The sequence below is a fragment of the Sphaerisporangium sp. NPDC049003 genome, assembly GCF_043197795.1.
Taxonomy (GTDB): Bacteria; Actinomycetota; Actinomycetes; order Streptosporangiales; family Streptosporangiaceae; genus Sphaerisporangium.
The window spans coordinates 23,115-49,540 of sequence record NZ_JBICTU010000037.1; the positions used below are offsets into that span (position 1 = coordinate 23,115).

The following is a 26,426-nucleotide window of genomic DNA, read 5'->3' on the forward strand; positions in this document are numbered from 1 at the left end:
CGATGAGCGAGTCTCGCTGGTCCTGGCAAATCCCCCCCTTCGGCAAGAAGTCCTCGATCACCATTTACGGTTCGGACGGGCGACTGGACAAGGAGGACATCTCCTACGACCGTGCCGACTTCCGCTCTACTACAACGAACAAGCAGCTCAACTTTCTGCAGCAAATCATGTCGGTACTGAAGATCGACGGTCGGGCAGCGGTCGTCCTTCCAGACAACGTGCTGTTCGAAGGAGGAGCCGGGGAGGCCATTCGGCGACGGCTGCTCAAGGAGCTCGACGTCCACACGCTGCTGCGCCTACCGACAGGAATCTTTTACGCCGGCGGCGTGAAGGCGAACGTGCTCTTCTTCGACAAGAAAAGCCCAGAACTGATAATCAGCCATGGACCTCGAAGTTGTGGGTCTATGACTTTCGGGTAGGCGAGCACTTCACCCTCAAGACCCGGCCGATGCGTCGCGAGCACCTGGATGACTTCGTCGCCGCGTACCTGCCGGGTCGGCCCCACAGCGAGCGAGTAGAGTCCCAGCGCTTCAAGAAGTTCGACGTCGACGATCTACTTAAGCGCGACAAGGTAAATCTCGAGATCACCTGGCTCAAAGATCCGACGCTCGAGGATGCCGACAGTCTGCTCCCGCCAGCCGTGATCGCGCGCGAGATCGTAGATGACTTGCAATCCGCGCTCAACGAGTTCGCCGCCATCGCCGAGGCCCTGGGCGAGCCGGTGACGGACGAGATTGAGACCGGCCAGCCCCTCTAGCTCATCATCTGTAGCTGGTATGCGCCGGACGGTCCGGGGGCATCATCCCGGGCCTTCCGGCCGCTCGGTCCTTCCTCTCGGCGTTCCATACCTCGGTCAGGACCCTAGCCGCAATCCCCAGTCGCAGCTGTCGACCTGATGGCCAGCACTTCCAGCGCCGCGGGCGCGCGGCGCGCGCGCGCCGCCGCCGCCGGCAACCACCGGGCCAGCGCCGCAAGAATGGCCCGATCGGCCCAGTCCGGCTTCGGGCGTCCGACCTGACGCCGCAGCACTGCCACCTCATGACGCAACACCATGATTTCCGCGTCCGTCGACGCTTGGCCGCGGCCCAGCAGCACCAGCCAGCCGAACACCCGGAGGACGATCAAATAGAGCAGGCGGACAAGCACAAGACGCGATCTTCCTGCGCGGACGAACCCCGTCAAACCACAGGTCAGAGCCGTCGTGGCTGCTTTTTGACGCGGTACAGGCTCCTGTTCCTTTGGTTCTACAGTGGCGGACGTGCTGGGGTTACCGGGAGCAGACCCAGAAACCTTAGTATGCGTCCGGTATCGGCCCCGTCAATGATCATGTAGAAACGGGGGTGCCGGACGTCGTGGGCGTAGGCGTCCATCATGCCAACCACGCTCGGCTTGATCTGATGACAGTGCTGCAGAACGAGTAGCTCCGCGGGCTCGGTGAACAGCCGGTCGATCTGGTCACCGTTCTTGCCCAGTGCCTTGATGTCCATCGCGCGAGGGAAGCCCGGTCCCTTGAACAACCACGCAGCCGACACTTGGCGCCCGCGGGCGAACACTCGTGACGTATAGAGGTCGGAGCGCTCGCCACCCCAGTCCTTCGGAACGTACGACTCGCCGACCAGCCCGGCAAAGGCGCGTTTCACTGTGTCCTCCGGCACACGGAGGACCGCTTCGCCCTCGACTTCAGTGAGGGGAGAGGCGAAGTCGATCCCGCTGAACTGGCTGATCTCGCTGGGATAAACCCGCGCTCCCGGCGCTGGGCCTCCGGCGGCAAGGTCGTCATCGACGAATGACCTGATTCCGATGAAGATCGGCCTGAGCTCGATTCGCTCTGCACCCAGATTGGTGACCGTCCCGATCAGGTAGACCTGCCTGTGCCCGCTGAGGCTACCGGGCGCGGAGGAACTGGCGATTCTTGCCGCGTTGAATGTCCCGGTGACGCGCACCGGGTCACCCGCGTCGAGCACCGCTGTGAAGCTCGCGGGTTTGAAGCCGGGGGCGTCGCGGTCCCGGTCCCGCTGGAACGCAAACTCCAGCTCGGTGCCGACGACTTGCCCCACACGTAGGTCCTGCTCCAGTACACGCCTCGCCAGTTCGCCGACTCCCAGCGAGGAGAGCGCCTCGGCGAGTTCTGCGGCGAGCACGTAGGGCAGCGCTGCCTCGGGATCGCTCCTGCGGGCCGCCCGCGCCCATGCGGACTCCGTCCGCTGCTTTCCGAGGAGGGACTGAACCTGGTCCTGGTGCAGGAAGTATGGCTCGAGCGCAATGCGCACCATCGACAACATGATCCTTTCAGCTGAGGTGGACCAGAATTTCTGTGCCTGGCAGTGCTGGGGCGGCGAGGGAACGGTCACGGGATGTCCTTGAGCAGGCGGAGGAATTCGTCCACGTCTTGTGGCCGGTCGGTTGGCCTGTGGTGGGTAGCCTCCGTCACTGCGGCTACCCATGGTCCCCTGGCGGGCAGCAATGGGAGATTCTGCTCCGGTCGTTCCCCGGTCAGGATGGCTGCGATGAGCCGCCCGATGCTGTAGATGTCGGCGGCGGCCGTAACGTTGTGGGGGTTTCCGGACGACAGCTCCGGTGCGGCGAATCCCTCGGAGCCGAAGCCGGTGCCGGTCCGAGTTCGGTGCGGAATGCTAGTTTCCCCTCGGGGCTGTCTGCCTAGCCCCCAGTCGGCTACGACCCACTTGCCGTTGAGGAGCAGGACGTTGGCTGGCTTAATATCGCGGTGGATCCTGCCGTCGGTGTGTGGGCGGCGCAGTCCTTTACAGACCGCTATGACGAGCTCCCGGAGGGCTCCTGTTTCCCGCTGTAGGCGTTCCGCGTGGCTGGCGGCACTGCCGTTCGCGAGCGGCATGACGAACCACCGCCCGTCTGGGTCGGAGTCCAGGACCGGCATGACGTTTGGGTGCTCTCGGTAGAGGTGCCCGATGGAGATCTCGCGGCGCATGCGGTGTAGGGCATCTTCATCGCTGTAGCGGAGTTGCTTCAGCGCAATGGGGATGCGGGTGTGTTTGTGCATACCGCTGTAGACTGCGCCCTGACCACCTTCAGCGAGCGGCTCGTGGTCCCTGTTGTAGTCCGCCTTCGTTCCGCGCTTTAGCCAGTGCACAGCGGCCCACGGCGCGGCCCCGCCTGTGTCGGTTGTGGTGTCGTCGGTAGGGAAAGCGCGGGCTGCCTCGATGACGTGGTCACGGTAGGGCCCGTCCCGTTGTGCTCTGAGGATGGATACCAGTGGTGCGGCGGCGGGATAGTGGGTGAGCTCTGCAGCGAGACGGCATGCCTCGTCGTCCTGAGCGGCCCGGCGGGCGGCGCGCTGGCTGTTTTGCTCTTGCCGGGCCGCCCGCAGGTCAGGATTAGGGGCCCAGCCTCGGGGTGGATGACAGATTGTGCCTGATCGGTAGTCGTGTTCGAGGCCAACGCATCCTGCTCGGGCCAAGGCGAGCGCCACGTCATCGGCACGATCATCGAGTCTGGTCGTGATGGTGTTCCACCGGCGAGGCGCGCTGGTGGCCCAGTTCCAGTCGGCGTTGTTGACGAGTCCGTCTGGTCGCTCTGGTGGAGTGGGTGGGTGCGCGCGCAGGTGTACTCGCCGGACTTTGGGGCGGCCGGCTCGGTCGTGGTCGAAGGTGCCGTCGGCGTGTGTTGGCTGCGCATAGGCGCGGAGTCCCTCGGGCACGCCGGGGTGGCCGGGCATGGGGAATTCCCCTGTTGGGTGGTAAGGTTCGGTCATGCCGCGCCCTCATCCGAGTTGCCCTCTTCGGGCTCATCGCCGGCGATGTCGGCGGTAGGGCGGTAGGAGGTCAACCATTCCCGGAGCAGTTCGACGCGGGCGCGGTTGGTTTCGTCTCCAACGATGACAGGTGCTTCGTTGTAGGCCATGCTGTCGGAGCGGCGACGGAGTTTGATGTAGAGCCCAGTTGCCTCGATGGCGTAGCGCTCCATGTCATCCTGTAGTGCACCGATCACGGTAATGTTGCGGTCCTTCCCGATTTGCTCGAACAGCGCGACCGCCTCACGGCGATGCTCCTTGCCGAGGTTGCGGCCGAGTTCGTCGAGGACGAGCAGCAAGGGGCGACTGCCTCCTCCGGCAAGCGCGGCGGCGCACACCAGCTTGACGGCCTTCTCGTCCATTTGGGCGGTGTTGCTGCGAAGGTTGTAGCCCGACATCCGTTGTCCCTCAGCGCGCCGCCACTTTGGTGTCACGGTCCATCGCCACGGCCGATCAGGCTCTGCGGGCGGCTCGGGTTCCGGGTAGTCCAGGCTCGCCCCGTAGCCGCCGTATCGCTGGTCGAGGCGATCGAATTCTTCGCTGACTTTTTTGAGCCTCGCCTTGATTCCCAGGGCAAGCGAAGCCCGGTGCGCACGCGAGGTCTGCTCGGCTTCGCTCAAGCCTTGCCGAGCCGCCTCCAGGTCACCGGTGCGTTGTGCACGCTGGATGGCGATTTGCTGCTGCTGGTAAAGGTCGTGCTGTTGGGTCTGGGTCAGGTGGGTACGCAGCGCGCGGATGAGCGCGGGAACCAGTCCGACTCGAGTGTCCAGTCCGCCGCGTTGCCAGCGTTGTTCGATGAACAGTTCCCGGATCTCGGCGGGCATCTCGTCGTGTGGTGTGCCCTCGGGGAAGCACCGTCGCACAACCTCGTTGACTTGATAGCAGGTCTCCTCGTTCCACGCTGCGGTGGTACGGGCCTGCTGCTCGGCGTTCAGGGCCAGCAGAAACCGGTGCGCGGACTCGGGTGAGTCTCCCCAGGCCGCCTCGCGGCCAGGCAGGTCCAGAGCCAGCCGCTCATCGGTGAGCTTCGTCTTGGTTTTGTCCTGCTCGGTCAGCTCACCCTCAAGACGACGTTTGGTGCCGCGCAGGTTCTCGATCCGTTCCTCGCGTGCTTTCCCCGCGCCCAGCGCGTCGGCATAGGCCAGGCGGGCGGCGTCCAGCACAGGCTTCAGCGCATCGCGTCGTTCCTCTCTCTCCCGGTTGGTCTCTCGCAGTTTGGACATCTTCAGCGCGGTCGCGTCCGCTTCTTCACCGGCCACGGCCGCTTCGGTACGGGTTGTGGCTCGGGACAGCGTGTGCCGGGCCGTGGCGAGGAGCTTGTTGGCTTCGGAGAGAAGATCGGCTTTCGCACGATGTTCAGCGCGGGCCGAGGCGATGCGCGCGGCTCGGCCAGTGAGTGGTTTTGCGAACTCGCCCACCACGATTACCCCGGCGGCCACGTCGATCTCCGCGGGCTGGGTGCCCGCCCGGTCGACGATCGCAGTCAAAAACGTGGTGAGGTCGAACCTCTCATCTGCGCTCGCGGGCAGGCTGGTGCTGTGGGTGGGCGCGTGCGCGCGAGGCGGGTCGGCGATAACCAGCGTCGCCGCCCCTGGCCGCCCCGCAAGTTTCTCCTGGGCTTGGTCAGCGAGCCCGCGTGGGACCACGACGGCACCGCGATAGGGCACGAGGCGGGGCTCCCAACTACGTCGCTGGTCGGGGTTGAGCTGGACGACGTCCAACAACGCGGCGGCGGGGATACCCTCCTCGCGCAGCACCTGTAGCTCGTCCGCGGCGACGTCCTCACCGGATTCGGCGGCGGCCAGCAGCGCGCTCGCTCGTTTCTCGGCATCTTCGGCGACTCCCTTGGCCCCGAGCGCTTGTTCGACGGCCGTGTGAGCGTCGGCCTCCTCAGCCTGGGCGGTCTCAACGCTGCGTCCGTCAGCAGCGCGAGCCTTATCCCGCAGCTTCCGATGTTTCGTGTCCAGGTCTTCCAAATTCTGGGCGGCGACCTGATGTTCGGTGTCCAGGCGCTGGTCACGCCCACTGAGTTCTATCCAGCGCCCTTCGGCTTCGCGGAAGTTCCGGTTGGACTCCTCGTCGTCCGTCAGCCCGGAGAGGTCGCCATCCACGGTGGACAACTGTGTCTGCAGTTCTGCGGCACGGACGTCCAGCGCGCTGAGTTCGAGGCGGATCTCGTCGATGCGTGTGACCCCGTCGAGGAAGCGTCGGGCGCAGCGGGCTTGCCACGACGCGTTCGCATTGCCCAATAGGTGACGAGCTTCGCCGCGTAGGGCGATGCCGGCCTCAACGACCGCCATTTCGTGCGCCCAGCTATCGAGATCTCTTACCGCGTCGTGAACGTCGGTGCGGTGAGTGTGCTCAGCCGACCTGAGGGCCTGCTCTTGTTCGAGTTCGCGATCCAACCCGGTCAGCGTGGCGATGGCGTCGAAGATCCTGCGTGGATCCAGGTCGTTGAGAGGTTGGGCGAGCAGGTTGGCCGCTGGGCTGGAACGCACCGAGGTCGACAGGAAGGACACGCACCGCACGTGTCTGCCGTAGAGGACGGACGCGAGCCGGTTCGCGTGAAAGTCGGTGCGTCCGTTGCTGCTCGGGAGCGCGTCCCACAGTGCGTCAGCTCCTGCGGCACGTTCTGACTCGGTCGCCCCGTAGGGGACATAGAGGCTGTCCTGCCAGCGCAGGTGTACGTGCGATGCTTTGCGGTTGATCCGCAGCCACACGGTCAGGGCGCTGGCCGACAGCTCGTCGGCCGTGTCAGCGCGGGGGTCAGCGAACACGCCGATCACATATCCCCAGTCGACGTTGGACCAGCGGCCTTCTTGTGCGGCAAGTTCGGCGGTGAACAACAGCTCCGCGGCCCCGGCAGCGCCACTGGCCAGCCGCCATTGCTCATCGGCGTGCAGCAGGCTCACCGCGGCAATCAGTGAGGACTTCCCGGCGCCGTTGGAGTCCTTCGGGCCTTGCCCTGCGACCGTGACCAGGCCCTGGCTGACCATCGGTACGGGGTGTGTGGACAGCCGGGAGATGTTGACCACTTGGAAGCCGACCAACACCCGCTCGCCGACAACGTCGAACGGGCCGGAATCGCCGCCCGCCGCAGACCAGGTTCGGGCTGTGCTCACCGTTCTCCTCGGGGATGTGCGCGGCGTGCTCGTATCGCGGCAGCCAGCGGGCTGTGCGGTGCGGCGGCCAGAATCAGCTCTTGCTGCAACGCTCGACGTGCCACTGGTGTCAGCCGGTGAAGTTGGGGACCGGGCAAGTAGGCAGACCCGCCGACGGAACCTTGTCCACGAGTAGGCGCGAGCTGCACGAGTCCAGCGGCACGCAACCTCTGCAGAGCGGCACGAACGTCGCCCTTTCCTAGCTGTGCATAGCGAAGCAACTCATCGGCTGGCGTCGGTTGCGCGGAGATCCAGGAGTCGCCGGACAGTGTTCCCTGGCTACGGGGAATCGCGACCGAGTGAATCAACACCAGCACGAGCACGGCCCGATCGATGACCGGGAGGGCGTTCCAGCCTTCGGCGGTCAGTTCGGCGGCGATGTCGTCGCGGTACCCCGACGTCCACTGCGCGTCTCCCACCGGTACCAGCGTCCGTCCCACTCGATGCAACAGCCGCTGAAGGTCCCGGCGCAGGGTAGCATCCCGCAACGCCAGCATCTGCACCTCGGGCACCGGGTGGGCGCTGTGTTCCACCGCCGCCAATGCGGCCAGGACTTCGTCGCGGTGCTGTTCGCTCAGCTCGGCGAGGACCGGCTCGAATACCGGATGCGCCGCATTCACGCTGGTCATCGCAACCCTTCCGCGTCGCTGCGGCCAGTGTCGGCGGAGGAGGGCAACATCCGCCTCAGCTCGCGCAGGGCGCTGAGATCCGCTGATCCCCACGCCGCGACTCGCGGACCGAGCCGCACCGTCTGGCCGGGCTCGTCCCACAGGAGCCAGGCGGCGCCAGCCAGGCGCCGGAGCGCCGCGAGCAAGGCTCGGTTGGAGGCGGTCTCGTCCCGGTTGGTGATCTCCCCGAACACCGCTGCCACCTCATCCTTAGACGCGGGCGTCCCTGGCCATATCGATCCGGTCGGTTCCGCCCAGCAGCAGCGCAGGCACGCGGCGAGCACGCGCGCGGTGTCGTTGGGTTGTTCGACGGCAAGCACAGGCAGTCCCAATTCTTCCGACACGCCCGGTCTCGCCCCCTCGGGAAGCACGGCCAGCAGCCACACCGCCGTGACATCGGGCTCGACCAGGCGCTGCATTCCCGCCGGGAACGCGCTGCTCGGTGCTACGCGCTGTGGGCCGGCGGCGCGGACGCGCGCCCACCACAGTGCCGTTTCCGTCTCGTTCACCCCGCGTCTCCCCACGCCCGGTTACCGCGCCGGAAGCGCCCATGTGACGTCCAGGACGGGCTGGCCGCCACCTCGATCCGTACGCCGTCCCGCCACACGAGTTCGTAGTCGAGGTCAGGGTGGTGATGGATGGCGGTGACCTCGGCGAGCACGCGACGTGCGGACATCCAGTCGCCAGCGTCATCCAGCACATCGACAACGCTCACCGAGTCCGAGTGCGCTAGCAGTCGCTCCGCGATGGCCCTGAGTTCCTCCACGTCATCAGCGATACCAGCATCGGCCTCAGGTTCCAGCTCGGTGTCGTCCGAGCGGGGAGGCGGAACCCGCGCCGTGCTGATCTGGCGTCCCGCCTCCACTGCCTCGATCAGCGCTTGTGGTGAGAACCAGGGCGCGGGCGCGTCGAAGACGAACCGGTCGAGCACCGCGGCTAGCGCCTTGGGGCTCGACTCGCGGCCGAAGGTGCGCCATGCTTCCACCGGAAGCAGGCCCAACGCGCGAGTGGTGCCTGCTTGCGCGATCAGGCGGCCCGCCGCCGCGTCGATCGCGTCCGCGTAGGCGGCGAGCGCGACCCGGAGTTCCGCGCAGTTGCGATCGAGTTCGGGCCATTTACCCAGCACGACAGCGTGGATGTCCTTGGCCTGGCCAATCAGCGACTCGTTACCCCACAGGAGTTGGGCGTTGTCGCCGAGTGTCTCGGCTGTGCTGCCCGCTGCCAGGATGGCGAGTTCATTACCCAGCAACCGGAACACCTTGGTCAACCGGCGCACCGAGGCCGTGCCGTCGGCGGATGTGGCGTTGGTGCTCTTGACGTTCAATTGCTCCAGCGTCAGCAGCTGGTGCAGTTCCGACTGGCCGCCCTGTTCTGCCATACGCCGCAAGAACAGCAGCATCACATAGGGCGCGAACGCTGCCCTGTGGTAGCGCTCATTCGGCCGATCAACGACTTTGTTGATCGCGCCGTACTCACGTAGAACCTCGAACCGCCGCCCTGCTATCTGAGCGCCCCATTGTCGGCAGGCGGCGACCGCCTGTTCCGCGGTCAGCCCCTCGCTGCCCGCCTCAGCGAAGGCTTCCAAGATTGCTTCATCAACATCGATCGTGGTCGAGTCCACGATCATCGCCCCGGCCTCGCGAGCGAGCACCGCGAAGATCTGGCGGTAGACCCGCAGCACCGCTGCCTCACCGGCGAGATTGTCCAAGGTCAGCTCTGGCGGGTCGGTCAACGCGATCGCTCCTGTCTCCGGCTGTGCACGGACCCCATTGCGCTCGGCGCCGACTCGGGGCGCGGCGTCCAAGTTTAGGCACAAACAAGATGTCTCGCGATCGACTGTAGGCAGGTTGGCTAGGACAGTTTCATCTGGGTTCTGGGTTCTGGCCCACATTTCGTGATCGAAACGAGTACTGCTTCAGGATCCACCACGTGTTACCTGCCCTGGTCGTTCACCAAAGCAATGAGATTAGGATGATCGTTTCGCCTCGCCCTGTCCCGCTTCAAAACTCGTAAACACGGCCTGAGCTGGTGCTCATGCACGACTCAAGGGTGGTCGTTGATCGTCCTGCGGTTAATCTCCACTGCTATATCCGGCCTCCAATTGATGCGGCGACTCGAGCTAAGATGCATCGAACGGGTATAAATCGGACGGTCAAGGCCGCGCCACGGGGCGTCGAGGGTACCCATCGATACCGGGGTGGATGCTCGGCGCATGCTCATCGGCCCGCGATACAACATGGCAGCGGATGCCATTCCCGGGCATTTTCAATGCGACATTTGCCAATAGAGCGGTACATTGAGATATGTTGCGGCACAGGCAGGCATGATAGCTACGGACTTGTAAACCGTAGGTCAGGGGTTCGATTCCCCTCGTCGGCTCCCAGCTCAAAGGCCTCTCGCGTTGATCGCCAGGGGCCTTTTGCTAACGGGCTTGCTAACAAGAGCTACCCGGCGGCTTCCTTGATGGCCGAGGCGAAGACGTCAGCCGCCGTCGCCATCTGCTCATTGATCACATGGGCGTACACCCTCAGAGTGATCGCGGGGTCAGCGTGGCCGAGCCGGGCCGCCACCACGTGCACCGAGACGCCGGCGAGCAGGAGCGTGGTCGCGTGGATGTGCCGGAGGTCGTGAAGCCGAGCATGGGGGAGCGGCTTCTTGGGCTTGAGACCGTCCTTCGGAGTGTTGTAGGCGCTGATGAGCTTGCTCACCAGAGATGTGACCGTGTCGGGATAGATGGGCTCACCCCAGCCCGTGGTGAACACGTAGTCATCGGTACCCTTCCAATTCACGCCAAGCGCCAACTTCTCGGCCGTCTGACGCGCACGATGCCCACGGAGAACGCCCGCGGTCTCCTGATCGAGACTGACCACGCGGGACCGTCTACTCTTGGTCGTTCCTTCGACGCGCTTTCCTTCGATAACAGCCGTGCTTCCCTTGATCCGGATTTCCGGCGCCTCAAGGTCGACGTCCGACCATCGAAGGTTGAGCAGCTCTCCACGCCGAGCGCCGGTGTAGGCAGCGAGCCGGAAGAACGCGGACAGCCGGTGGCCTTCAGCAGCCTTGAGGAACTGTCCGAGCTGTGCTGGCGTCCAGATTGCTCCCGGTTCGAGGCGCTGACTACGAGGGAGCTTGGCCCGCTCGGCGGGATTGTTCGGCAGGATCTCATCGATCATGACCGCATCCCGAAGTGCCTTGCGCAGCACCGTATGCACGTGTGCGATCGTCGTCGGCGACAGTGGTTTGCCGTTCCTGCCACCCCCGGTCAACAGGTCACGGTACAGCTTCGTGATCGTCGCCGGACGGACCGCTTGAAGCCGCATCGAGCCGATACGCGGGCTTATGTAGAGCCGGATCAGCATCCGGTAACCGTGAAGCGTCTTGGGCTTGATTTCCACCGCGTGCGACTCGATCCACTCTTCCATGTACGCGGCGACGGTGATCGCGTTGCGATCGACATATTCACCGCGCCGAGCTGCCACGCGTGCCTCATCACGAGCGGCTTTGGCCGCATCCTCCGTGGCAAAGCCGCCTACCCATTTGGGTTTGCTGACGCCGGTCTCGGGGTCAGTGACCCTGACGACGTAGGACCAGGTCTTGCCGCGTTTCATGACGCCGTCGCGTAGCTTGGGCGTCGAGTTCTTGGTCGGCCGATTGTCCTTGGAGTCATCAGGGTCGGGGGTCGCAACAAGGGTCTTGCTCATGCCGCGATCTCCTTTGCCAGCAGGTCGGCGACGTATTTCTCCAGGCCGGACAGCGGGATGCGCCGTGAACGGTCGATGTGCAGGTACGGGATGGCGCCGGAGTCCATGAGGCGGTACAGCTTCGCGCGGGAGATCGAGAGCGCCTCGACCGCTTCAGGTACGGTCAGCAGGAGCTTGGCCATGTGCTCACCTCCTCGTTCATCGCAGGAGGCGTATCGGTGAGAGCCGCGGCTAGGAGCTGTTTGGAGTTCGGATCATGTGGTTGAGGTGAGGAGCTTCAGCCACATGATCGAGCCTCGGAGGTGGAGTCCGGCCTCGTAGCTTTCCGGGGCTTTGTCGTAGCGGGTGGCCAGGCCGCGCCAGGTCTTGATCTTCTGGAAACAGCGTTCGATGGTGTTGCGCTGCCGGTAGCGCTCTGGATCGAAGCCGACCGGCCGTCCGCCGGCTGAACCCTTCCTGTTTCGGTTGGCCTGCTGGTCGGTCTTCTCCGGGATGACCGCGGTGATCCGGCGGCGGCGCAGATGGGCACGGTTGGCCTTCGAGGAGTAGGCCTTGTCCGCGGCTACCGCGGCAGGACGGGTCCGGGGCCGGCCGACCGGACCAGGGACGCGGATCTTGTCCAGGACGGTGATGAACCGCGGGCAGTCGGCGGCCTGCCCGGGCGTGAGCACGAAGGACAGTGGCAACCCGGCGGCATCGACGGCGGCATGGATCTTGCTGCTCAGCCCGCCTCGGGATCGGCCGAGCCCGGCAGCCTTCGCCCGGGCCTTACGCCGTCGCCGTGTGGCGGCACGGTCCTGGCCCGACGACGCGTCCGCGTCGTCCGCGCCGTCCGCGCCGGGTGCGGCCTTTGGCGCATCACCCGCAGCACCGGCGGCTGCTCCGGCAGCGGAGCCCCCTTTTCCTCGGTCAGTGCCTGCTCCAGCGCATCCAGAGTCTCCCCGGCCACCGCCAGCCCCGCCGACTCCTGATGCGCCCGCACGATCGTGGAGTCCACGCTGACCAGCTCCAGACCGACCTGCCCGCGCGATGCGGCCTCAGCGATCAGCGCGTCCATCAGCCCCTGGAACACCCCGGCCTTGGCCCAGCCGCTGAACCGGGAGTAGAGCGTGGACCAAGGCCCGTACCGTTCCGGCACGTCACGCCACCCAGATCCGGTGCGGAAACGCCACAAGATCCCGTTGAACTGATCACGCACCCGCCGTGGCAGCGGCCCGGTCGCGGCCACCGGCAAATGCGGCTCGATCAACGCCCACTCGGCATCGGTCACATCAAAGCGCGCCACATCCGAGTTCTATCAGCCATGACCAGCCCGCCACCGGACCCCACCAAGATCCGAACATCAAACAGCTCCTAGAACGGCGTCGCCGAGGGACAGGCCCTTTCCGGCGTAGGCCCAGTGGGCGATGACGAGGACGGTGTCCTCGTCGAACAGGGGGAGGCGTCCGGTGGTAACGGCCTCGTCACGTCGGTGGTCTACGCGTTCGTTGCGGATCTCGCCGAGGGTGGTGGAGTAGTGGCGGGATTTCGTGGCGAAGTGCCCGCGGAACCCCAGCATGTGCGACCACTCGGCGAGCCGGAGGTCTCCCAGCTCGTCGAGGGCGCCCAGGCGCAAGCATTCGGCGATCAGGCGCCGAGGATGCTGCCGGATGGGGAGCGCTCTCAGGTCTTCGGTGGCGTTGATGCGCCGATCGAGAGTGCCGACGCATTCAGCGGCCTTCGTCGCATACTTGGCGATGTAGCCGGCCACGGCCTGATCAGTAAGTTCGCCGCCCAGGGTGATGGGGCGGACGTCGAGCTGAGCACCCCAGCGCAGGACAGCGGACGGTTTGCCGTCGACCGCAGGAGCTTTCACGGTGACGGCCTGGTGGGCGTGCTGTACGGCTTGCGCCAGCACATCACTGGTTGCCCAGGCCGGAGGCGGCGAGTCGGGTCCTTCAGGGCCGTCGAGGCGGATCACGGCGTGGAAGTGGACGACGCCGCGGCGCTGGTGTTCAGCGACCTTCGCGAAGGCGATCGTCAGCTCTTCGCGCAGGCCCTTTACGCTGTGCTCGGTCAGGTTTGGCGAGGTGGCGGCGCAGGGCGAGCGTGAAGCGCCGCCACAGTTCCGGTGCCAGGGCGTTGAAGAAGACCGACCCGGTGTAGTCGTAGCAGTCGGGGCAGAGCGGCTCACCTAGGCAGTCCTCGTCGCTACCGTGCTTGGCGGTGCAGGACATGACTCGTCCGTGCGGGCAGGTCGGGGCGTTGCGTCGCGGGTGGCAGGGCAGGAGCTTGCCGTCGCCTTCCCGCCGGGTGTGGACGGTTCCGAAGGACGGTGCGGTGAGGGTAACGAACAGGCACGGGTGCGTGCTGACCGTTTCGGGGACGCCTTTGCCGCCGGCCAGGCCCGCCCGGATCGGGTGGTAGGTGTCGGCCCGATAGGTCTCGGCGCAGGCGGGGCAACGGGATGCCCGCCGGGTCTTGCACGGCACGCGAAGGACGCCGTCGGGTTCGGTGGCCGTCGAGTAGCGGTGCAGCAGGGTGCCGGTGGCCTTGTCGATGTGCAGGACGTGGCCGCGCAGGTGGATCGGCTGTCGGCATCCGCCGGTGGCCTTGATCTGCGCGGCCTATCGGCCGTGTTGGGGGTCGTGGAGCCGGACGATCATCCCGGCTACTGCGTTTCCGTTCGTTGCCTTGGGCATGATGGGGCGTGTCCCTTCCGGGTCGGTGAGATTCGGTGTGGGGATGGCCCCCGACGTGGCGCGGAACTTGGCGGTTGTGCGGCCACGCCGGGGGCGCCGGGGCTAGGCCCCGTGGTTGTCTGCTCCGGTTCCGTCGCAGTCGGCGCAGGTGTCGCCGAGGCTGTCGACGCCGGTCCCGCCGCAGGTGGCGCAGCGGTAGCGGATCTCGATGAAGTCCTCGTCCATGCCGGTCAGCTCCAGGTCCGTGGGTCCCGGTGGGCGGTATCGGTGTCGAGGGTGATGGAGTGCTCGTAGCTGGTCCTGGCGGCCCATCGGGCGCGGGAGGAGGCCAGCAGGCCCACGGCCCTGTACTCGGCGATGCCGAAGGTGATTCCGGTGGAGTAGTGGCCGTGCATCAGCTCGTGGGCGTCGAGGTCGGAGCCCAGTAGCCGGGCGATGTGATCGACTTGGGCGCGGATCTCCTCGTCGGTGCCCAGGGCGTAGTAGTTGATGCTGATCGGCCCCCACGGGGCGGGGATGTCGGGGTTGGTGTCGAGGAAATCAGCCAGGTCGCGCAGGCCGGAGATAACGGCCGTACGACGGTCGGTGTCGGTGGACATGGATGCTCCCTTCACGAGGCTTCTGGGGTTGCTTGCAGGCGGTGCAGCAGTTCGGAGGCGAGTTGGCTGGACACGCCCAAGCGGGCGCGCAGCAGATCGAGGGTGATCGGCTTGCCGTGCTTGGCGTGGTGCTCCTCGACCAGGCGCCGGGCGTAGCCGAGGAGCACCGACGATGGATCGGCGCTGTCGTTTAGCTCAGGCCCGGGTGCACTGACCGGCTCGGCGATGGATGGAAGTGGGGACGTTTCTGGACGAGGCGCGGTCGCCCGTCGTTCGAGCATGGAGATGGCCACCAGGAACGCCGCCGCGGGGATCGCGGCGGTCAGCCAGCCCCACACTGACGGCTCGGCCTGGTGGAGGTTGGCCGCCAGTGACAAGACGACTCCGGCGACCAGGACCAGGGCCGGCCAGGAGATCCAGCCGGTTCGGCGGCGGCCGGTCTCCTTGTCGCGTTGCCGTTCGCGGGCGGCCATGACGCAGGTGAGGTCGACGCACACGGCCACGGCCCAGGCCATCCACCCGGTCTGTCCGTGGTCTATGGCCGTCTGCCGGACGTGGGAGAAGGAACCGGCACCGGCGATCAGGGCCAGGACGACGACGGGGCCGGAGTTCAGCAGCCAGGAGGCGAGGCGTCGCATCAGGGGTCAGCCCTTCTGCGCTTCCGGGACGGCGGAATCGTGGAGGAACTCGGCCAGCTCGGCATCGGTCATCTCTGCGTGATGCTCACCAGCCGTGAGATCCGCCCAGGCCGGAGCGAGATGGGCGAAGGTGTGGGCGGCGTGCTCGGCGGTGCTTTCGGAGACGTAGAAGGATCGGGCCCGGTACCACTGGCCGTCCTGGGAGCCCACGATCGCGACGCCGGGTGTCTCGGCGGCGATGGCTCGCGCGGAGACCAGGGCGGCCGGGTCGAGGTCGCCGAGGGTCATGGTGGCGGTCTCGGGGTCGTTGACGCGGTGGCAGATGCGTCCGGAGCATTGGGCGCGCAGGGCCGTGACGCCGGGGCCGAGGTCGGAGCCGATGCGCTGGCCGCAGCAGAACAGGTAGATCCCGAACGCTCGGCCGAGCTGGGCGACGCGCAGCAGGGCCGTCGAGGTCTTGGCGATCTCGTCCTTTTCGGATTTGTCGGCCATCAGGTACAGCTCGGCCAGCTCGTCGACCAGGACCACGATAGGAGTAGGCCGCCTCTCGCCGGGGAGCTGCCAGATGTTGCGGGCCCCTACGCTGCGGCATACGGTCATCCGGTCGAGCATGAGCGTGACCAGGTCATCCAGCAGGCCGACCGACTCGGCGCGGGTGGTGGCCAGCGCGGACAGGCGTGGACCGTAGGGAGTGAACTCGACGCCGCCTTTGAGGTCGAAGCCGACCAGCGCCACCGGTTGCGGCGACAGTCCGACGATTAAGGCGTTGGCCAGGTTGGACTTGCCGGATTGGGTGGCCCCGGCGTTGATCCAGTGCGGGACCGTCCGGAAGTCGATGACCCACGGGTTGCCGGTCTCCAGGCGTCCGACGGTGACCTTGAGCAGCTCTGTCGACGGCGGGAGTTGGTCCACCTGGATGAGCGGATCTCGGACCGTCGCCGCCACGACGATGCGCCCGCGGCGTGGAGAAAAGACGCGGACGGCGTGCACACCCCAGGAGTGGGCGAGGCGTTCGGCGACGTCGGCGTAGTCGGCGGGGATCTGCCCTTCCAGCAGGCGCAGGGTGACGCGCCAGCCGTACCGGGTCGGCATGGGCAGCCACATCCATGGCTTGGTGTCGACGGCAACCCGTTGGAAGCGTCGCTTGACGCGGAAGGTGCCGGTGGAGGAGACCAGGCCGGGGACGGTGGTGAACCAGAAGCGCTGCCGCTTCTTGGTCAGGCCGCAGCCGAGGGCGACCTTGCGCCAGCTCATACGGATGGTGAGGGCCGTCATCGGGTAGATGAGGCACAGCCAGAAGGAGTGGTAGTGCCGGTGGCGCCAGGCCCGGAGCCCGGCCACCGAGGCGGCCAGGACTCCGAGCGTGATCAGCAGCGTGTTAGACACCGCGCGCCTCCGCCGTGGCGGTGGCGGGCAGGAGCGCGGAGGCCCGGTAGGAGAAGCCCCAGCGTCCGGACAGCTCCCAGACGTAGCCGATCAGGCCGACCGGTTTCACCTCGTCGCCGGGGGAGACGGGCGGCTCACCCACGATGTTGATCTTGACGAGTTCGATCTTTCCGAAGGTGTCTTCGACCGAGAACAGGACCTCGTACACGGTCTGGCCGCTGGTCTTGTCGGTCTTGAGTTCGCCGGTCTCCTTGTTCACGATGCGCGGGCAGGGTGCCTTGACGCAGATGAACTGGAGCCGGGCGGCATCGACGGGGATAGGGATGTTGCGCATGCTGAATACACCTCTCGTCTGCCTGCTGAGCAGGGGTGATGGACGAGGGAGAACACGCGCCGTCAGAGCCGGAGGCGATAGCATCGAAGCGCCAACTAGGGTGCTGATCGCATCCGGGCCTGGGCGGGTCTCCCGCTCAGGCCACTTTCATGTGTGGCCCGTCTCCGCTGACGTGCAGCGGTCGTGCTTGTGCCTGTCGCTAGCTGTCCCTGAAACGCGAGAAGCGTTTGTGTTGGGGCTGTCACCTCCCTGGTTACGGAGAGTCTCAGCTACAACACAAACGCTACCCGGTACTTCGAGTATCTGCTAGTACTTTTAGTACTTCGACACGTACTTTTTCTTACGCCCCCACCCGGTCGGCGAGTTCCCGCAGGTCAGGCGAGGGGGGATCCTGCATGGCCAGCAGATCGGACACGAGCTGGTGGGCGATGCGGTGGTTGCGGATCTGCTCAGGGGTGATGGACTCGGCCTCCAGCAGCGCCGACACCGCCTCATCCACCTGGCGGCGCTGGGCATGCGCACGCGCCAGATCGACATACAGCCGAGCCCGCCGTTCACTCGACAACGGTGAGGTGTCCACCGCCGTCCCGACCCGAAGCGCGTGACCGGCATCACCCACCTCGACCGCCACCGCCACCTCGTACAGAGCGACGTTGGCCGGCCCGAACTCGGTGTTGTAGTCATTGCGTCCCTCGCCCAGCCGCCCGGCGATCTCCCGCGCCTGGGCCAGGTGCCCATAAGCGGTGTCGGCCTCGTTCAGCCGGGAGGCGGCCACGGCGCGTTGCAGGGTAAGCCCACCCCACAACGACATCGCCTCCGGCCTGCCCTCCTCGGCCAAAAACCACAACGCCTCAGCCGCCGTGCGCGCGGTCTCCTCCACCTGATCGAACAGACGCGCCCCCAAGAACACGAACCCCAGCCGGTACGCGCCGGCCGCCATCATCAGCGGATCACCCGCCCGCTCGGCCGCCACGATCGCCCGGTCAGCGGCGATCCACGCCGCCTCAGGCTCAGCCAGCTTGGCCAGCGCAGCCGAGCACGCCTGATAGGTCACCGCCAGCAACTCGAACAACTCCGGACGCCGCTCCTCCGGAGCCGACCGGACCGCACCTTCAAGGGTGGGAATCAAGCCCTGAAGCAGGTCGGTCAGCTCCACATACCGGCTGGCGTGAGTCAGCTCCCAGGCATGATCGACCCGGGACTTGATCTGCTCGGTGGCGGGAACGGGCGCCGCGTGCAGCATGGCCCGCAGCGAGTGAGCCCCCGACAGCACCAGCCGTAGCCCGGCCGTCCCGGGGATCTCCTCAGCGGCGGCGGCGACTACCGGCGCTTCGGCAGCCAGCTCCGACAGTGGCACATCCAGCGCCTCGGCGACCTTCTCCAGCACCGACATGCGGTCGACCTTGCGGACTCCGCGCTCTACCTGGGAGACCCAGGCCACCGACCGGTCGATCAGCCGGGCAAGCTCCGGCTGGGACAGGCCGCGCCGTTTGCGTTCCTGGGCGATTCGCCGGCCCAGCGCCCGTTGGTACTCGATGCTCACCCGTCTGTTCCCTTACCACTCTGAAGCTGCAACCAGTCGACCTGGGTCGCGGCCAGGAACTCACCGCGAGCAGCCAGGAAGTGCTTGGTGTGGAGCTGCTCCTCATGGGCGTCGAAGGCCGCCCGGTCACGGTACAGCTCGTAGAAGATCCGCTGGAGCGGCTGACCCTCGACCCGGTGTGAGGCGTACACCAACGTCCCCGGCTCCCTGTCCCTGATCTTCTCGATCGTGTTGGCGACGAGCCCATCGAACGCCTCAGCGCTCGCCTCGTCCTTACAGGTGAATCGCACCACTAGACCGAACACGCGCACCCTCCCTTGATCGCAGGCCCCTTGGAGGCCGTACGAGACCGGTACTTGCCTACGGGATCAGCACTTAATGTGCGGCGCAAGTACCCCAAGTCGCTTGTACTCACAATACTATACCCGTATTTTAAATACCAATGACAGGTCGTCACGGCCTCTGACCTGCACGATCGTGAGGTGAGCTGACATGATCCCGCAACAACGCCCAAGCGAAGACGCAGGCATGCGGACCCAGACATTCCCGGGAAACAGGGACCAGGTACGCGAAGCCCGCCGCTTCGCCAGGACACACCTGCCCAACCATCCGGACGCCGAGCTCATCGCCAGCGAACTGGCGACCAACGCCGTCGCGTACACGCGTACCGGGGAGCCAGGGGGAGTCTTCACCGCCACCATCACGCACCGCCCCGACGGCTCCGCCTCCCTGGAAATCACCGACCAGGGCGGCCCCGCCACCTTCGGCCCCCGCACCTGCAACGGCGAAGGCGGACGAGGGCTCCACCTCATCGCGGCCCTCACCGCCGCCTGGGGAGTCAAAGGCGACGCCACCGGCCGCACCGTGTGGGCCGAACTGCCTCCGCCCACCCCATGACCACCGCGCCGCCGGCCTTACAGGCCCTCCGCCAGCGGTTCCCCACCTGGGCGTTCCTCTACAACCCCTTCGCCGACCAATGGATCGCCCTCCACGGCCGCACAACCACACTCGCCGCATTCACCCCCGGGAAGCTCGCAGACCACGTCACATACGCCCAAGCCCGACCTGCAACACGACCCCCACCGAGACGATGACCCACCACCGCCCGACACCACCCCTCCACGACATCGAAGCCATAACTCCGGCCTGCCCCATCGAGTGCCTCAAGCCCGTACTCTCAGCCGCGCCCTACAACACCCTCGCCCACGCCTACGGAGCCCCATACGGCCGGCCGCGAACCGTCGCCGACGTCATCACGCTCTGGCACACCCACACGCTCGACCTGATCTGGGGCCTGGGCCCACGCCGCATCGGCGAAATCGAGGTAGCCCTGATCTACATCGGCACCCCATGCAACCCCGGCGACTCACTGGCCGAGGACCTGTATAGCATCACCCGAAGCCGGCCGCAGCAGCCCCAGCTCCACCATGACACCGGGCACAGCGCCTATGTCAATCTTCAGTTGAGGTTTGACGGATTGGCTTCGGCTGAGGCTTTCCACCTGGCCTAGAACTCGTAGTCGATGTGGCCGCTTGCTCGCAGCCGGCTGACCTCCTTGACGACGGTGCGGGGGTGCACCGACAGTTTTTCTCCTTTGAACAGCACCCGGAATTGGGTGTCCTCCAGGACGACGGTGACGACCTTGCCCCGGTGCACCTGGCCGACCTGGAGCTTGCATTTGGCGACGACGAGGCTGCCGTTGCTGGACACCACCCGTTCCACCCGGGGGAAGTCGCCGACGGCCCTGGTTGAGGGCTGGGCCAGGCGGGCACCCTGTAGTCGGCCGCGCTGGGAGGGAGACAGCGGGGACGGCTTGGTGCGCACCAGGACGCCATCGGCGATCACCTGGACCGTCTGGGCGTCGATCCGCAAGGTGACCCGTTTGCCGGCAAGCGGGACACCGACGCTGAGCAACCTGCCCGCCAGGCCAACGCATCCTGCGTTGTTGACCTGCCGATCGACCTCCACCACGGCCTCGGCCGGGAGCGGCCCGGCAGGCAGCGCGGTCACCGGAGACCGACGCCCCGGCCGGCCGCCGCCGGCTAACAGCCGGCCCAGGTCGGCGCTGGTCAACGTCACCGGATGCGTCTTGACCAGTTCCTCGCCGATGAACACGTGCATCGTGGTGGCGCTGGCCCACACGGTGACCTGCTGCCCGGCCCGGGGCCGCCCGAGCCATACCTGGCGTCCGCAGGCGGTCAGATTGCCGCTCGGCGGGACGATCCGTTCCACCTCCACGGCCACCGGCACCGCCCCCGCTCCAGGCGCGCCCGCATCCTGAGCCTGTGCAGATCGACCGGGTAGCGCCATGACCTCAGCGGGAAGCCGCAACGGCAGCTCCTGCTCGCCACCCTCGATCGCACCGGGACGGTGGGTGAAGCGGCCGGCGGGCGTCGCCATGTCCAGCGCTTGATGAGGCCGCACCGTGTTGTAGTCGGCCACCCATGCATCCAGCGCGTCCTGGGCTGCCTGCACACTGGCGAAAGCCCCGTGGGCGGCCAGGAACTCCTGGCGCACCGTCTTGTGCCACCGCTCGATCTTCCCGGTCGTGGTGGGTGAGCGCGGCTTGGTGTTGCGGACAGTGATGCCGTTCTCCCGGCAGATCCGCTCGAACAACACCTCCGTCGGGCGCCAGCTGCGGCCAGCACCCTGTCGGGACAATTCCCCACGTGAGGAGCACATGTCCACTATGCAGTTTTCAAGTTGTCGCAGGGCCCCCACATGCGCAGTGACTACTGTCCGCAAACGTGCTCAATTCGGTCATAGAACCACCACCTTGGGCACGGAGGTCTGCCTCCGCGGATGGGGCATCGCACCACTGCACTGTTCGAACGATGCGGTTGGATTCGGAGAATCACTTGGCCCGGGCGAGAGCAAGGCTGAGCAAGCCGCAGCCATAGGACTTTGCGCGGCCGATGCCGTTGACCATGGCAGCAGTGAAAGCATCCGGGTCGGTGACCACCAGGTGGCCGTCGTAGCGAACAGGGTCGATGGTGATGTGCCTTGACTCTCGTCTCTTCCCGACAAGTCTGGGGGCCGGACTACACGTCACGTCGGGAGTGCCTTGGCGGCTCGCGGGGATGACGAAGCCGTGCTGCTCGCCCTTGCTGACGAGCCATTCGATCTGTTCGGTCGGACGCCGGAGGGGAACACGCTTGCGCTGTTCCGCGCCATCTTCAACTCGGACGCAGCGGGTCGGGTTGGCCATCAGCCGGAACGCAAATTTCCGGCCTGGTGAAATCGCGTCGAGCACGGGCTGAAGGGAGCGGACCTCTGCTGGCTTGAGGAGCATGCCTTCAGGGAGCTGCCCCCAGTCAGGGGCGGTTTCGCTCTGCACGTACTGCACGATTCCGCCGCCAGGAGTGGGGTCGATACGCCAGAGGACGCCATGCGTGCTGCGGAAGGTGGCGGTGGGCGGCAGTTCGGGGTAAGCGGACATCACGGTCCGATGCATGTCATGGACATCGCCGGCGTCGCGAAGGAAGGCTGGAGACCGGTGATTGACGGTGAGCTTGGTTAAAAACACAGCTTCTCTCCCGCGGAGATCATGTCGTCGGTCAGCGGAACCTCCCCCGTTCTGACGGTGCGGTACGCGAACCGTCTGCTGCCCTCAGCGAAGCTGAGCGGCTGGTCGTGACGGACCTCAGCACCGACCTGGTCGGCCGGACATTCCACGACGGTACGCAAACCAGTTCGGATCGCTTGGCCCTTCACACGGGCACGGGTCAGGGGCGAAGTCTCTAACCACCGGTATTCGGCCAGTACTTCCTCTGCGGTTCGGGCGACTGGGCCCTCTCCTGTTGCGAGAAGCGGGCGAGCGGGGACGTAGGCCTTGCGGCCGAAGGACAGCCGCCAGTGCGGCCGTTCCACCGCAGCAGCAACCCGGTTCAGCAGCCTCCCGTCACCTTCCAGGACCGCGAGGAAGAGCGCGTCAGCCAGGTAGTACCGCTCGCTGACGACGGTGCGGTGGCCCACGCCCTGAGTAGTGGGAACGTTCTGAGTGACGTGGTAGTCGCGCTCCATGGTGCCTTCGCGGTCGACCCGCACCGCGAGCCGAAGCCGAGCCAGCTCGGTCAGGGCCTCGTCGTCGCTTCGGTCGATCCCGAGCCCCGCCGCCAGCAGGCCCATCACTCCGGACTTCGTCGGCTCGGCCATCGTGTCCCGTAGGATCCCGCGCGACCTGATTCCCCATGACTGCATCGGCGCGTCGAAGCACAGCGCTAGGGACATGACGCCGTCATGCGTCATCGGCCGTACTCCCCTGCGCCGGCGAGGACGGCGGTGGTGAAGGCGTCGAGGCTCGTCACGGTCTGTACGCCCTCGATGGTCTGGATCTCTCCTGACACGGAGGCCGCAGTGGCGCTACGGATCTGTTCCGCGCCGAAGAAGCTGCGGAGCCTGCCGAAGTGTTCCATAAGTCGCTTGGTCGAGCCCTCCATGATGTCGTTGTCCACGACCGGCTTGAGGAAGGCGTTGGCGAGGTTCCACGCACCTCGATCGCGCACCACGCCCAGCAGGGTGTCGGGCATAGTGCGCGCCGCCATGGAGTTCTGCTTCCCGCTGGGCACGGCGTTGATGAACGCCAGCAGCCAGGCACGAGTAGTGCGCCGAACGAGATCGATATCGCCCTGAAGATTCCTCATTAGCTGGGTCAGGTCGACGTTGGCGTAGCGGTAGTAGCACGCGGAGTTGAAGTCGATCGTGCCGAGCATGTCGGCCCCGGACTCGGCATCCGGCTTCAAGTCGTCGACCGCGGTGTAGAAGTCGAATTCGGTGGCGACAACATGCGTTGAGATCGCGTGGGCCACCTGGGAGGCGGCGTCGACGTTCAGGTCCTTGTTGTCCGCGATCATCCGTCCGAACAGTGCGATGTCAGCAACTCGCCCTGCGTTGAGGATGCGGCGCGCTTCGGCCTGGGCGGCCTTGTCCGGCTTGATCTTCGCCTGCTGCGCAGCCGTCTTGGCCGAGGCGAAAGCCTCCAAGGCATCCCACTCGTTCTGGCAGTATCTGGTCAGGTGGTCGATGGACTCGCGCCCGACATAGAGCAAGTACTGGGTGAGCCCTCTGCTCGTGTCCAGCCCGAACCCCAGTTGTTGCAGGGCTGCTGTCGCGACCATCCGCGCCTGATCTCGGTCACGCTTCTCCTGGACGAGGCCATCCACCACGCTGTCGAGCAGCCGTTTGGTGCGGATCCCGACCTCGGAGTCGTCCAGTCCGTACTCATTGAACACCAGCCGTGCTGAGCGCTTAAGGCTCTGACTGGAGATACGCCCCCGCACATGTCCGCCGAAGGTGGCCGTCTTGGGCTGGCCGACATCGTCGCGGTTGAGGTTGCTGACGGGGAAGGACTGGAGCAGGTGCAGCTCGATGATCATTTAGTTTTCTCCGGGAGATCGGTGGAGGGTTCGTCGGAGTCCTCGTCCGTGGTGGCCGAGACCGGCATGTAGTACTCCTGGGCCCACTTGAGGCGTACCTTGCTCGCCTTGTCGCCGCGGTGATCCCTGCCAAGCAGGACGACCAGGTCGTCAAGAAGCCGCCCATAATGGACGGGGACGTCGTGGGCGGACAGCAACCGGATCGTCTGGCGCAGATGATGAGGCAGGGCTTGTATGTCCTTGGCGAGCAGCAGGGACAGCCGTCGGTCGACCGCCGGGCTGTCCAGTTTCTTCTGAAGTCTGCCTAGAGACGCCCCTAGCGAGCGAGGTCGCGCGCTGCCCCTCCAATTCAGCGGGTGGAGCGCGAACAGCCCGCCCACGAGCAGCCAAGTCTCCACTTCAGCGCTGTCCTCAGGCGGATCTTGCCGGAACACGATCTCGTAGGCCTGATACTGCTTGCCCTCGACGAAGCTGTGACGCAGACGGGCCAGCATCTGGCGCGCGTTGGCGGCTCGGTTCGGATCATTCGAGCGCAGCGCGCTTTCAAGGCCGTAGAGGTACTTGATGTATGCCTCCCGTCGCACGACGAGCGGATCAGGCATCTGCGTCCTCCGTTCCGGCGGAATAGATGTTGGTCTGGGCCTGGAATCTGCTTTCAGCCGTTCTGAGGCGGGTCTGGAAAAGGCCGTAGCACTTCCCTAGGGCGGCCATCGCGCGTCCCTCCGCTGGTGAACCGGCGACCCAGCGGTCCGCGGCCGAGGTGGCGAGCTCAGTGACCTGCCGGCCCCAGCTGCGCGTGGCCGGCGCCTCTGATCGGCCGGCCATGCGTGCGTTGCCTAGATCGACGAGGAAGGTTCCGAAAGGACGGGAAAGCCGCGGCCAGTAACCGCTATCGATGTCCGACACCGGTACGTCACGGAACTCGCGGTGGTACCCCGACTGCAACGCTCGCAGTGCGGAGCCGGCCTCATCGGCCAGGGTGATCGCGCAGCCGATGAGCGCGCCGAGGCTCTCGTCGCGAGCACGGAGAAGCGGAACGGGAGCGGGGACCTCCTCCTCCAACCAGGTCTCTACGACAGTCGCCTTGGAGTCGAGACGCTGTCCGAAGACGCGCAGGCTGTAGACGGCGTCTGAGGGGATGTACCGGCGCTCGGCCAACTCTGCTATCTGGTCGAGAGTGGTGGGACGCTGGCGGTTCCTGCCCTCCTCCCACACGTCCGTCAGAAGCAGTTCAACGCTGTGGCGCCAGATGCCGCGCAGTGGATGCAACTGCACCGGCAGCATCGGCGCGTCCCGCTTGAATCGGCCTTTGGCATCTCTGGGCCTCCGGAAGGCCGCCATCATCTCCTCGTCGGGCAGGCGCGCGTCGAGCCGTGTCCCTGGAGTGATGACAACGCCGTCCACCATGGTGCTTCCGCCCGATCCGTTAGCGGAGAGCAGGACCCGCCTCGAAGGCCACGTCAGTAGATCGGTCCATCCGCGCGCGGTGCGCTTGTCCGGTCTCGGCGACGGCCCCTCGCGCTCCTCCCAGACCGGCCTGTCCTCTGGCGTGGTCATCGCGGGCTTCTCGTAGTCCGGCCGGTAGACGGGGGCGTTGAGAAGCAGACTCTCCTTAAGGCTTCTGCCCTCCACCAGCACGACGCCGAACCAGTTGCAGGGTGCCCGCTCTGACGACTTGTCCTTCTCATACGGGGTCTTCATGCCCCCTGGATCGAAGGCGTGGAGAGTGACCAGCCATCGGGCAGCCTCCTCCGGGGAGAGCACCACCCGGTCTGCGGAGGTCGTGTGGTCGAAGAGCGTCACGTTGTTGCCCACCGCGCGGTACGGCACGAGCTTGGCTGCGGTGGCCCGACTCAAGGAGGCCAGCTCGGCACATTGCATGAACGGCAGCCGCGGGTGGAACAGGTCGAAACGGTGCCGGTGAGGGTCCAGGTAGCTCCGCAGCGGATCGGCAGGGAATCGTTCTGCCGCCCATAGCTGTCCCCACGCTGCCTCACTCGGCGGGCCGTACGCACGATGGAAGACCGCGAGGAGGAGCCGGTGAAGCGACGCCGTCATAGTTGGCGCCTCTGCGGCGACCCGCCGGATGTTGTGCGCGTCCAGGATGACGTCTTTGAGGCCCATGACCCTGGCCTCGCCGTCCAGCCTTACCACTGGGATCCAGGGCTGCGTGAGTAAGTCGAAGGAGGTCCTCCCACCCTCCTGAGGCTGGAGCGCAAGCTCCTCCACGTGGATACCGAGCTGGTCGTGATAGCGGAGAACGTGCCCGCCCAGGGTGCACTCGCCTTCGGCGAACAGCAGGGCCCTGTGCTCGTACAGCCAAGGTGAGTGCTGGAAACGGGGCGGAACGGACACCGAAGCGACAGCCCGTACGACATCAGCGGGCAGGTCGGCCGATGCGACCAGCCGGACGGAGGCGTCGAGCAGCACTGTCAACATTTCGTGATCTGGGGGATCGGGCGCAGTCAGGTCGACCGGCTCTGCGCCGCCGATCGGGATGGCCCGGCCATCCTGAGCTGCCCTGAACAGTACGACGTCGACAGCAACGGCGTCGTCGGGTAAGTCCACTGT

The 26,426-nt window shown here is 66.2% G+C and carries 28 protein-coding genes and 1 pseudogene; 4 read left to right on the top strand and 25 right to left on the bottom strand.

Annotated elements, in window-relative coordinates:
• The first annotated feature begins 2 nt into the window (after window positions 1–2).
• A complete protein-coding gene (locus ACGFIV_RS31550) occupies window positions 3–419 on the top strand; it encodes a class I SAM-dependent DNA methyltransferase (protein ID WP_392838491.1) in 417 nt (138 codons plus the stop codon).
• Window positions 395–757: a hypothetical protein gene (locus ACGFIV_RS31555; protein ID WP_392838492.1), complete on the top strand. Its 363-nt coding sequence runs from the start codon at window positions 395–397 to the stop codon at window positions 755–757. The genes ACGFIV_RS31550 and ACGFIV_RS31555 overlap by 25 nt, the downstream gene beginning before the upstream one ends.
• A gap of 104 nt (window positions 758–861) precedes the next feature.
• Here the strand turns inward: ACGFIV_RS31555 and ACGFIV_RS31560 are convergent, their stop codons facing one another.
• From ACGFIV_RS31560 to ACGFIV_RS31650, 19 genes and pseudogenes are all read right to left on the bottom strand, one after another.
• Complete coding sequence (locus ACGFIV_RS31560) at window positions 862–1,146, bottom strand: hypothetical protein (protein WP_392838493.1); 285 nt, start codon at window positions 1,144–1,146, stop codon at window positions 862–864.
• A gap of 98 nt (window positions 1,147–1,244) precedes the next feature.
• Window positions 1,245–2,351 carry a hypothetical protein gene (locus tag ACGFIV_RS31565; RefSeq protein ID WP_392838494.1) on the bottom strand — a complete coding sequence of 369 codons (1,107 nt, stop codon included), beginning with the start codon at window positions 2,349–2,351 and terminating at the stop codon, window positions 1,245–1,247.
• Window positions 2,348–3,730 carry a serine/threonine-protein kinase gene (locus ACGFIV_RS31570; RefSeq protein ID WP_392838495.1) on the bottom strand — a complete coding sequence of 461 codons (1,383 nt, stop codon included), beginning with the start codon at window positions 3,728–3,730 and terminating at the stop codon, window positions 2,348–2,350. The genes ACGFIV_RS31565 and ACGFIV_RS31570 overlap by 4 nt, the downstream gene beginning before the upstream one ends.
• Entirely contained in the window at window positions 3,727–6,891 is a 3,165-nt protein-coding gene (locus ACGFIV_RS31575) for a chromosome partitioning protein ParA (RefSeq protein ID WP_392838496.1), read from the bottom strand. The genes ACGFIV_RS31570 and ACGFIV_RS31575 overlap by 4 nt, the downstream gene beginning before the upstream one ends.
• Entirely contained in the window at window positions 6,888–7,559 is a 672-nt protein-coding gene (locus ACGFIV_RS31580; protein ID WP_392838497.1) for a hypothetical protein, read from the bottom strand. The genes ACGFIV_RS31575 and ACGFIV_RS31580 overlap by 4 nt, the downstream gene beginning before the upstream one ends.
• Window positions 7,556–8,107 (bottom strand): hypothetical protein, encoded by a 552-nt coding sequence (locus tag ACGFIV_RS31585; RefSeq protein WP_392838498.1) that lies wholly within the window; start codon window positions 8,105–8,107, stop codon window positions 7,556–7,558. The genes ACGFIV_RS31580 and ACGFIV_RS31585 overlap by 4 nt, the downstream gene beginning before the upstream one ends.
• On the bottom strand, window positions 8,104–9,330 hold the full coding sequence (locus ACGFIV_RS31590; protein WP_392838499.1) for a hypothetical protein: 1,227 nt from the start codon (window positions 9,328–9,330) through the stop codon (window positions 8,104–8,106). The genes ACGFIV_RS31585 and ACGFIV_RS31590 overlap by 4 nt, the downstream gene beginning before the upstream one ends.
• A gap of 712 nt (window positions 9,331–10,042) precedes the next feature.
• Window positions 10,043–11,299 (bottom strand): tyrosine-type recombinase/integrase, encoded by a 1,257-nt coding sequence (locus tag ACGFIV_RS31595; RefSeq protein ID WP_392838500.1) that lies wholly within the window; start codon window positions 11,297–11,299, stop codon window positions 10,043–10,045.
• The gene (locus tag ACGFIV_RS31600; protein ID WP_392838501.1) at window positions 11,296–11,481 is read right to left on the bottom strand and encodes a helix-turn-helix domain-containing protein; all 186 of its coding nucleotides are present in this window, start codon (window positions 11,479–11,481) and stop codon (window positions 11,296–11,298) included. Before ACGFIV_RS31600 ends, ACGFIV_RS31595 begins: the two co-directional genes overlap by 4 nt.
• Before the next feature lie 72 nt (window positions 11,482–11,553).
• Window positions 11,554–12,584, bottom strand: a pseudogene (locus tag ACGFIV_RS31605) (IS5 family transposase).
• Between the two features lie 57 nt (window positions 12,585–12,641).
• On the bottom strand, window positions 12,642–13,358 hold the full coding sequence (locus ACGFIV_RS31610; protein WP_392838522.1) for a replication initiator: 717 nt from the start codon (window positions 13,356–13,358) through the stop codon (window positions 12,642–12,644).
• On the bottom strand, window positions 13,294–13,896 hold the full coding sequence (locus ACGFIV_RS31615; RefSeq protein ID WP_392838524.1) for a replication initiator: 603 nt from the start codon (window positions 13,894–13,896) through the stop codon (window positions 13,294–13,296). The genes ACGFIV_RS31610 and ACGFIV_RS31615 overlap by 65 nt, the downstream gene beginning before the upstream one ends.
• A 186-nt stretch (window positions 13,897–14,082) precedes the next feature.
• A complete protein-coding gene (locus tag ACGFIV_RS31620; RefSeq protein WP_392838502.1) occupies window positions 14,083–14,205 on the bottom strand; it encodes a hypothetical protein in 123 nt (40 codons plus the stop codon).
• A gap of 5 nt (window positions 14,206–14,210) precedes the next feature.
• The gene (locus ACGFIV_RS31625; RefSeq protein ID WP_392838503.1) at window positions 14,211–14,579 is read right to left on the bottom strand and encodes a hypothetical protein; all 369 of its coding nucleotides are present in this window, start codon (window positions 14,577–14,579) and stop codon (window positions 14,211–14,213) included.
• 11 nt (window positions 14,580–14,590) lie between these two features.
• Window positions 14,591–15,217, bottom strand: a complete 627-nt coding sequence (locus ACGFIV_RS31630; protein WP_392838504.1) for a DUF2637 domain-containing protein — start codon at window positions 15,215–15,217, stop codon at window positions 14,591–14,593.
• A 6-nt stretch (window positions 15,218–15,223) separates the two neighbouring features.
• The gene (locus tag ACGFIV_RS31635) at window positions 15,224–16,603 is read right to left on the bottom strand and encodes an FtsK/SpoIIIE domain-containing protein (protein ID WP_392838505.1); all 1,380 of its coding nucleotides are present in this window, start codon (window positions 16,601–16,603) and stop codon (window positions 15,224–15,226) included.
• The gene (locus ACGFIV_RS31640; protein WP_392838506.1) at window positions 16,596–16,937 is read right to left on the bottom strand and encodes a hypothetical protein; all 342 of its coding nucleotides are present in this window, start codon (window positions 16,935–16,937) and stop codon (window positions 16,596–16,598) included. Before ACGFIV_RS31640 ends, ACGFIV_RS31635 begins: the two co-directional genes overlap by 8 nt.
• A 340-nt stretch (window positions 16,938–17,277) precedes the next feature.
• A complete protein-coding gene (locus ACGFIV_RS31645; protein ID WP_392838507.1) occupies window positions 17,278–18,480 on the bottom strand; it encodes a helix-turn-helix domain-containing protein in 1,203 nt (400 codons plus the stop codon).
• Entirely contained in the window at window positions 18,477–18,785 is a 309-nt protein-coding gene (locus tag ACGFIV_RS31650; protein ID WP_392838508.1) for a putative quinol monooxygenase, read from the bottom strand. Before ACGFIV_RS31650 ends, ACGFIV_RS31645 begins: the two co-directional genes overlap by 4 nt.
• A 223-nt stretch (window positions 18,786–19,008) precedes the next feature.
• Between ACGFIV_RS31650 and ACGFIV_RS31655 the strand changes: the two genes are divergently transcribed.
• Both ACGFIV_RS31655 and ACGFIV_RS31660 read left to right on the top strand, forming a co-directional pair.
• Window positions 19,009–19,377 carry an ATP-binding protein gene (locus ACGFIV_RS31655; RefSeq protein WP_392838509.1) on the top strand — a complete coding sequence of 123 codons (369 nt, stop codon included), beginning with the start codon at window positions 19,009–19,011 and terminating at the stop codon, window positions 19,375–19,377.
• A 193-nt stretch (window positions 19,378–19,570) separates the two neighbouring features.
• Window positions 19,571–19,990 carry a hypothetical protein gene (locus ACGFIV_RS31660; RefSeq protein WP_392838510.1) on the top strand — a complete coding sequence of 140 codons (420 nt, stop codon included), beginning with the start codon at window positions 19,571–19,573 and terminating at the stop codon, window positions 19,988–19,990.
• Here the strand turns inward: ACGFIV_RS31660 and ACGFIV_RS31665 are convergent.
• From ACGFIV_RS31665 to casA, 6 genes are all read right to left on the bottom strand, one after another.
• Window positions 19,987–21,096: an integrase core domain-containing protein gene (locus ACGFIV_RS31665; RefSeq protein ID WP_392838511.1), complete on the bottom strand. Its 1,110-nt coding sequence runs from the start codon at window positions 21,094–21,096 to the stop codon at window positions 19,987–19,989. The genes ACGFIV_RS31660 and ACGFIV_RS31665 overlap by 4 nt on opposite strands.
• Window positions 21,097–21,334: 238 nt before the next feature.
• Complete coding sequence (gene cas6e, locus ACGFIV_RS31670) at window positions 21,335–22,006, bottom strand: type I-E CRISPR-associated protein Cas6/Cse3/CasE (RefSeq protein WP_392838512.1); 672 nt, start codon at window positions 22,004–22,006, stop codon at window positions 21,335–21,337.
• Window positions 21,997–22,728, bottom strand: a complete 732-nt coding sequence (gene cas5e, locus ACGFIV_RS31675; protein WP_392838513.1) for a type I-E CRISPR-associated protein Cas5/CasD — start codon at window positions 22,726–22,728, stop codon at window positions 21,997–21,999. Before cas5e ends, cas6e begins: the two co-directional genes overlap by 10 nt.
• Window positions 22,725–23,855, bottom strand: coding sequence for a type I-E CRISPR-associated protein Cas7/Cse4/CasC (gene cas7e, locus ACGFIV_RS31680; RefSeq protein WP_392838514.1), 1,131 nt, complete (start codon window positions 23,853–23,855; stop codon window positions 22,725–22,727). Before cas7e ends, cas5e begins: the two co-directional genes overlap by 4 nt.
• The gene (casB, locus tag ACGFIV_RS31685) at window positions 23,852–24,457 is read right to left on the bottom strand and encodes a type I-E CRISPR-associated protein Cse2/CasB (protein ID WP_392838515.1); all 606 of its coding nucleotides are present in this window, start codon (window positions 24,455–24,457) and stop codon (window positions 23,852–23,854) included. Before casB ends, cas7e begins: the two co-directional genes overlap by 4 nt.
• The gene (gene casA, locus ACGFIV_RS31690; RefSeq protein WP_392838516.1) at window positions 24,450–26,423 is read right to left on the bottom strand and encodes a type I-E CRISPR-associated protein Cse1/CasA; all 1,974 of its coding nucleotides are present in this window, start codon (window positions 26,421–26,423) and stop codon (window positions 24,450–24,452) included. Before casA ends, casB begins: the two co-directional genes overlap by 8 nt.
• Window positions 26,424–26,426 lie beyond the last annotated feature (3 nt).

Excerpts from the sequence above, each read along its gene's own strand:
- ACGFIV_RS31550 (WP_392838491.1), top strand. The coding sequence starts at position 3 with ATGAGCGAGTCTCGCTGGTCCTGGCAAATCCCCCCCTTCGGCAAGAAG.
- ACGFIV_RS31570 (WP_392838495.1), bottom strand. The coding sequence starts at position 3,730 with ATGACCGAACCTTACCACCCAACAGGGGAATTCCCCATGCCCGGCCAC.
- ACGFIV_RS31580 (WP_392838497.1), bottom strand. The coding sequence starts at position 7,559 with ATGACCAGCGTGAATGCGGCGCATCCGGTATTCGAGCCGGTCCTCGCC.
- ACGFIV_RS31595 (WP_392838500.1), bottom strand. The coding sequence starts at position 11,299 with ATGAGCAAGACCCTTGTTGCGACCCCCGACCCTGATGACTCCAAGGAC.
- ACGFIV_RS31600 (WP_392838501.1), bottom strand. The coding sequence starts at position 11,481 with ATGGCCAAGCTCCTGCTGACCGTACCTGAAGCGGTCGAGGCGCTCTCG.
- ACGFIV_RS31620 (WP_392838502.1), bottom strand. The coding sequence starts at position 14,205 with ATGGACGAGGACTTCATCGAGATCCGCTACCGCTGCGCCACCTGCGGC.
- ACGFIV_RS31625 (WP_392838503.1), bottom strand. The coding sequence starts at position 14,579 with ATGTCCACCGACACCGACCGTCGTACGGCCGTTATCTCCGGCCTGCGC.
- ACGFIV_RS31630 (WP_392838504.1), bottom strand. The coding sequence starts at position 15,217 with ATGCGACGCCTCGCCTCCTGGCTGCTGAACTCCGGCCCCGTCGTCGTC.
- ACGFIV_RS31640 (WP_392838506.1), bottom strand. The coding sequence starts at position 16,937 with ATGCGCAACATCCCTATCCCCGTCGATGCCGCCCGGCTCCAGTTCATC.
- ACGFIV_RS31655 (WP_392838509.1), top strand. The coding sequence starts at position 19,009 with ATGCGGACCCAGACATTCCCGGGAAACAGGGACCAGGTACGCGAAGCC.
- ACGFIV_RS31660 (WP_392838510.1), top strand. The coding sequence starts at position 19,571 with ATGACCCACCACCGCCCGACACCACCCCTCCACGACATCGAAGCCATA.
- cas5e (WP_392838513.1), bottom strand. The coding sequence starts at position 22,728 with ATGACGCATGACGGCGTCATGTCCCTAGCGCTGTGCTTCGACGCGCCG.
- cas7e (WP_392838514.1), bottom strand. The coding sequence starts at position 23,855 with ATGATCATCGAGCTGCACCTGCTCCAGTCCTTCCCCGTCAGCAACCTC.
- casB (WP_392838515.1), bottom strand. The coding sequence starts at position 24,457 with ATGCCTGATCCGCTCGTCGTGCGACGGGAGGCATACATCAAGTACCTC.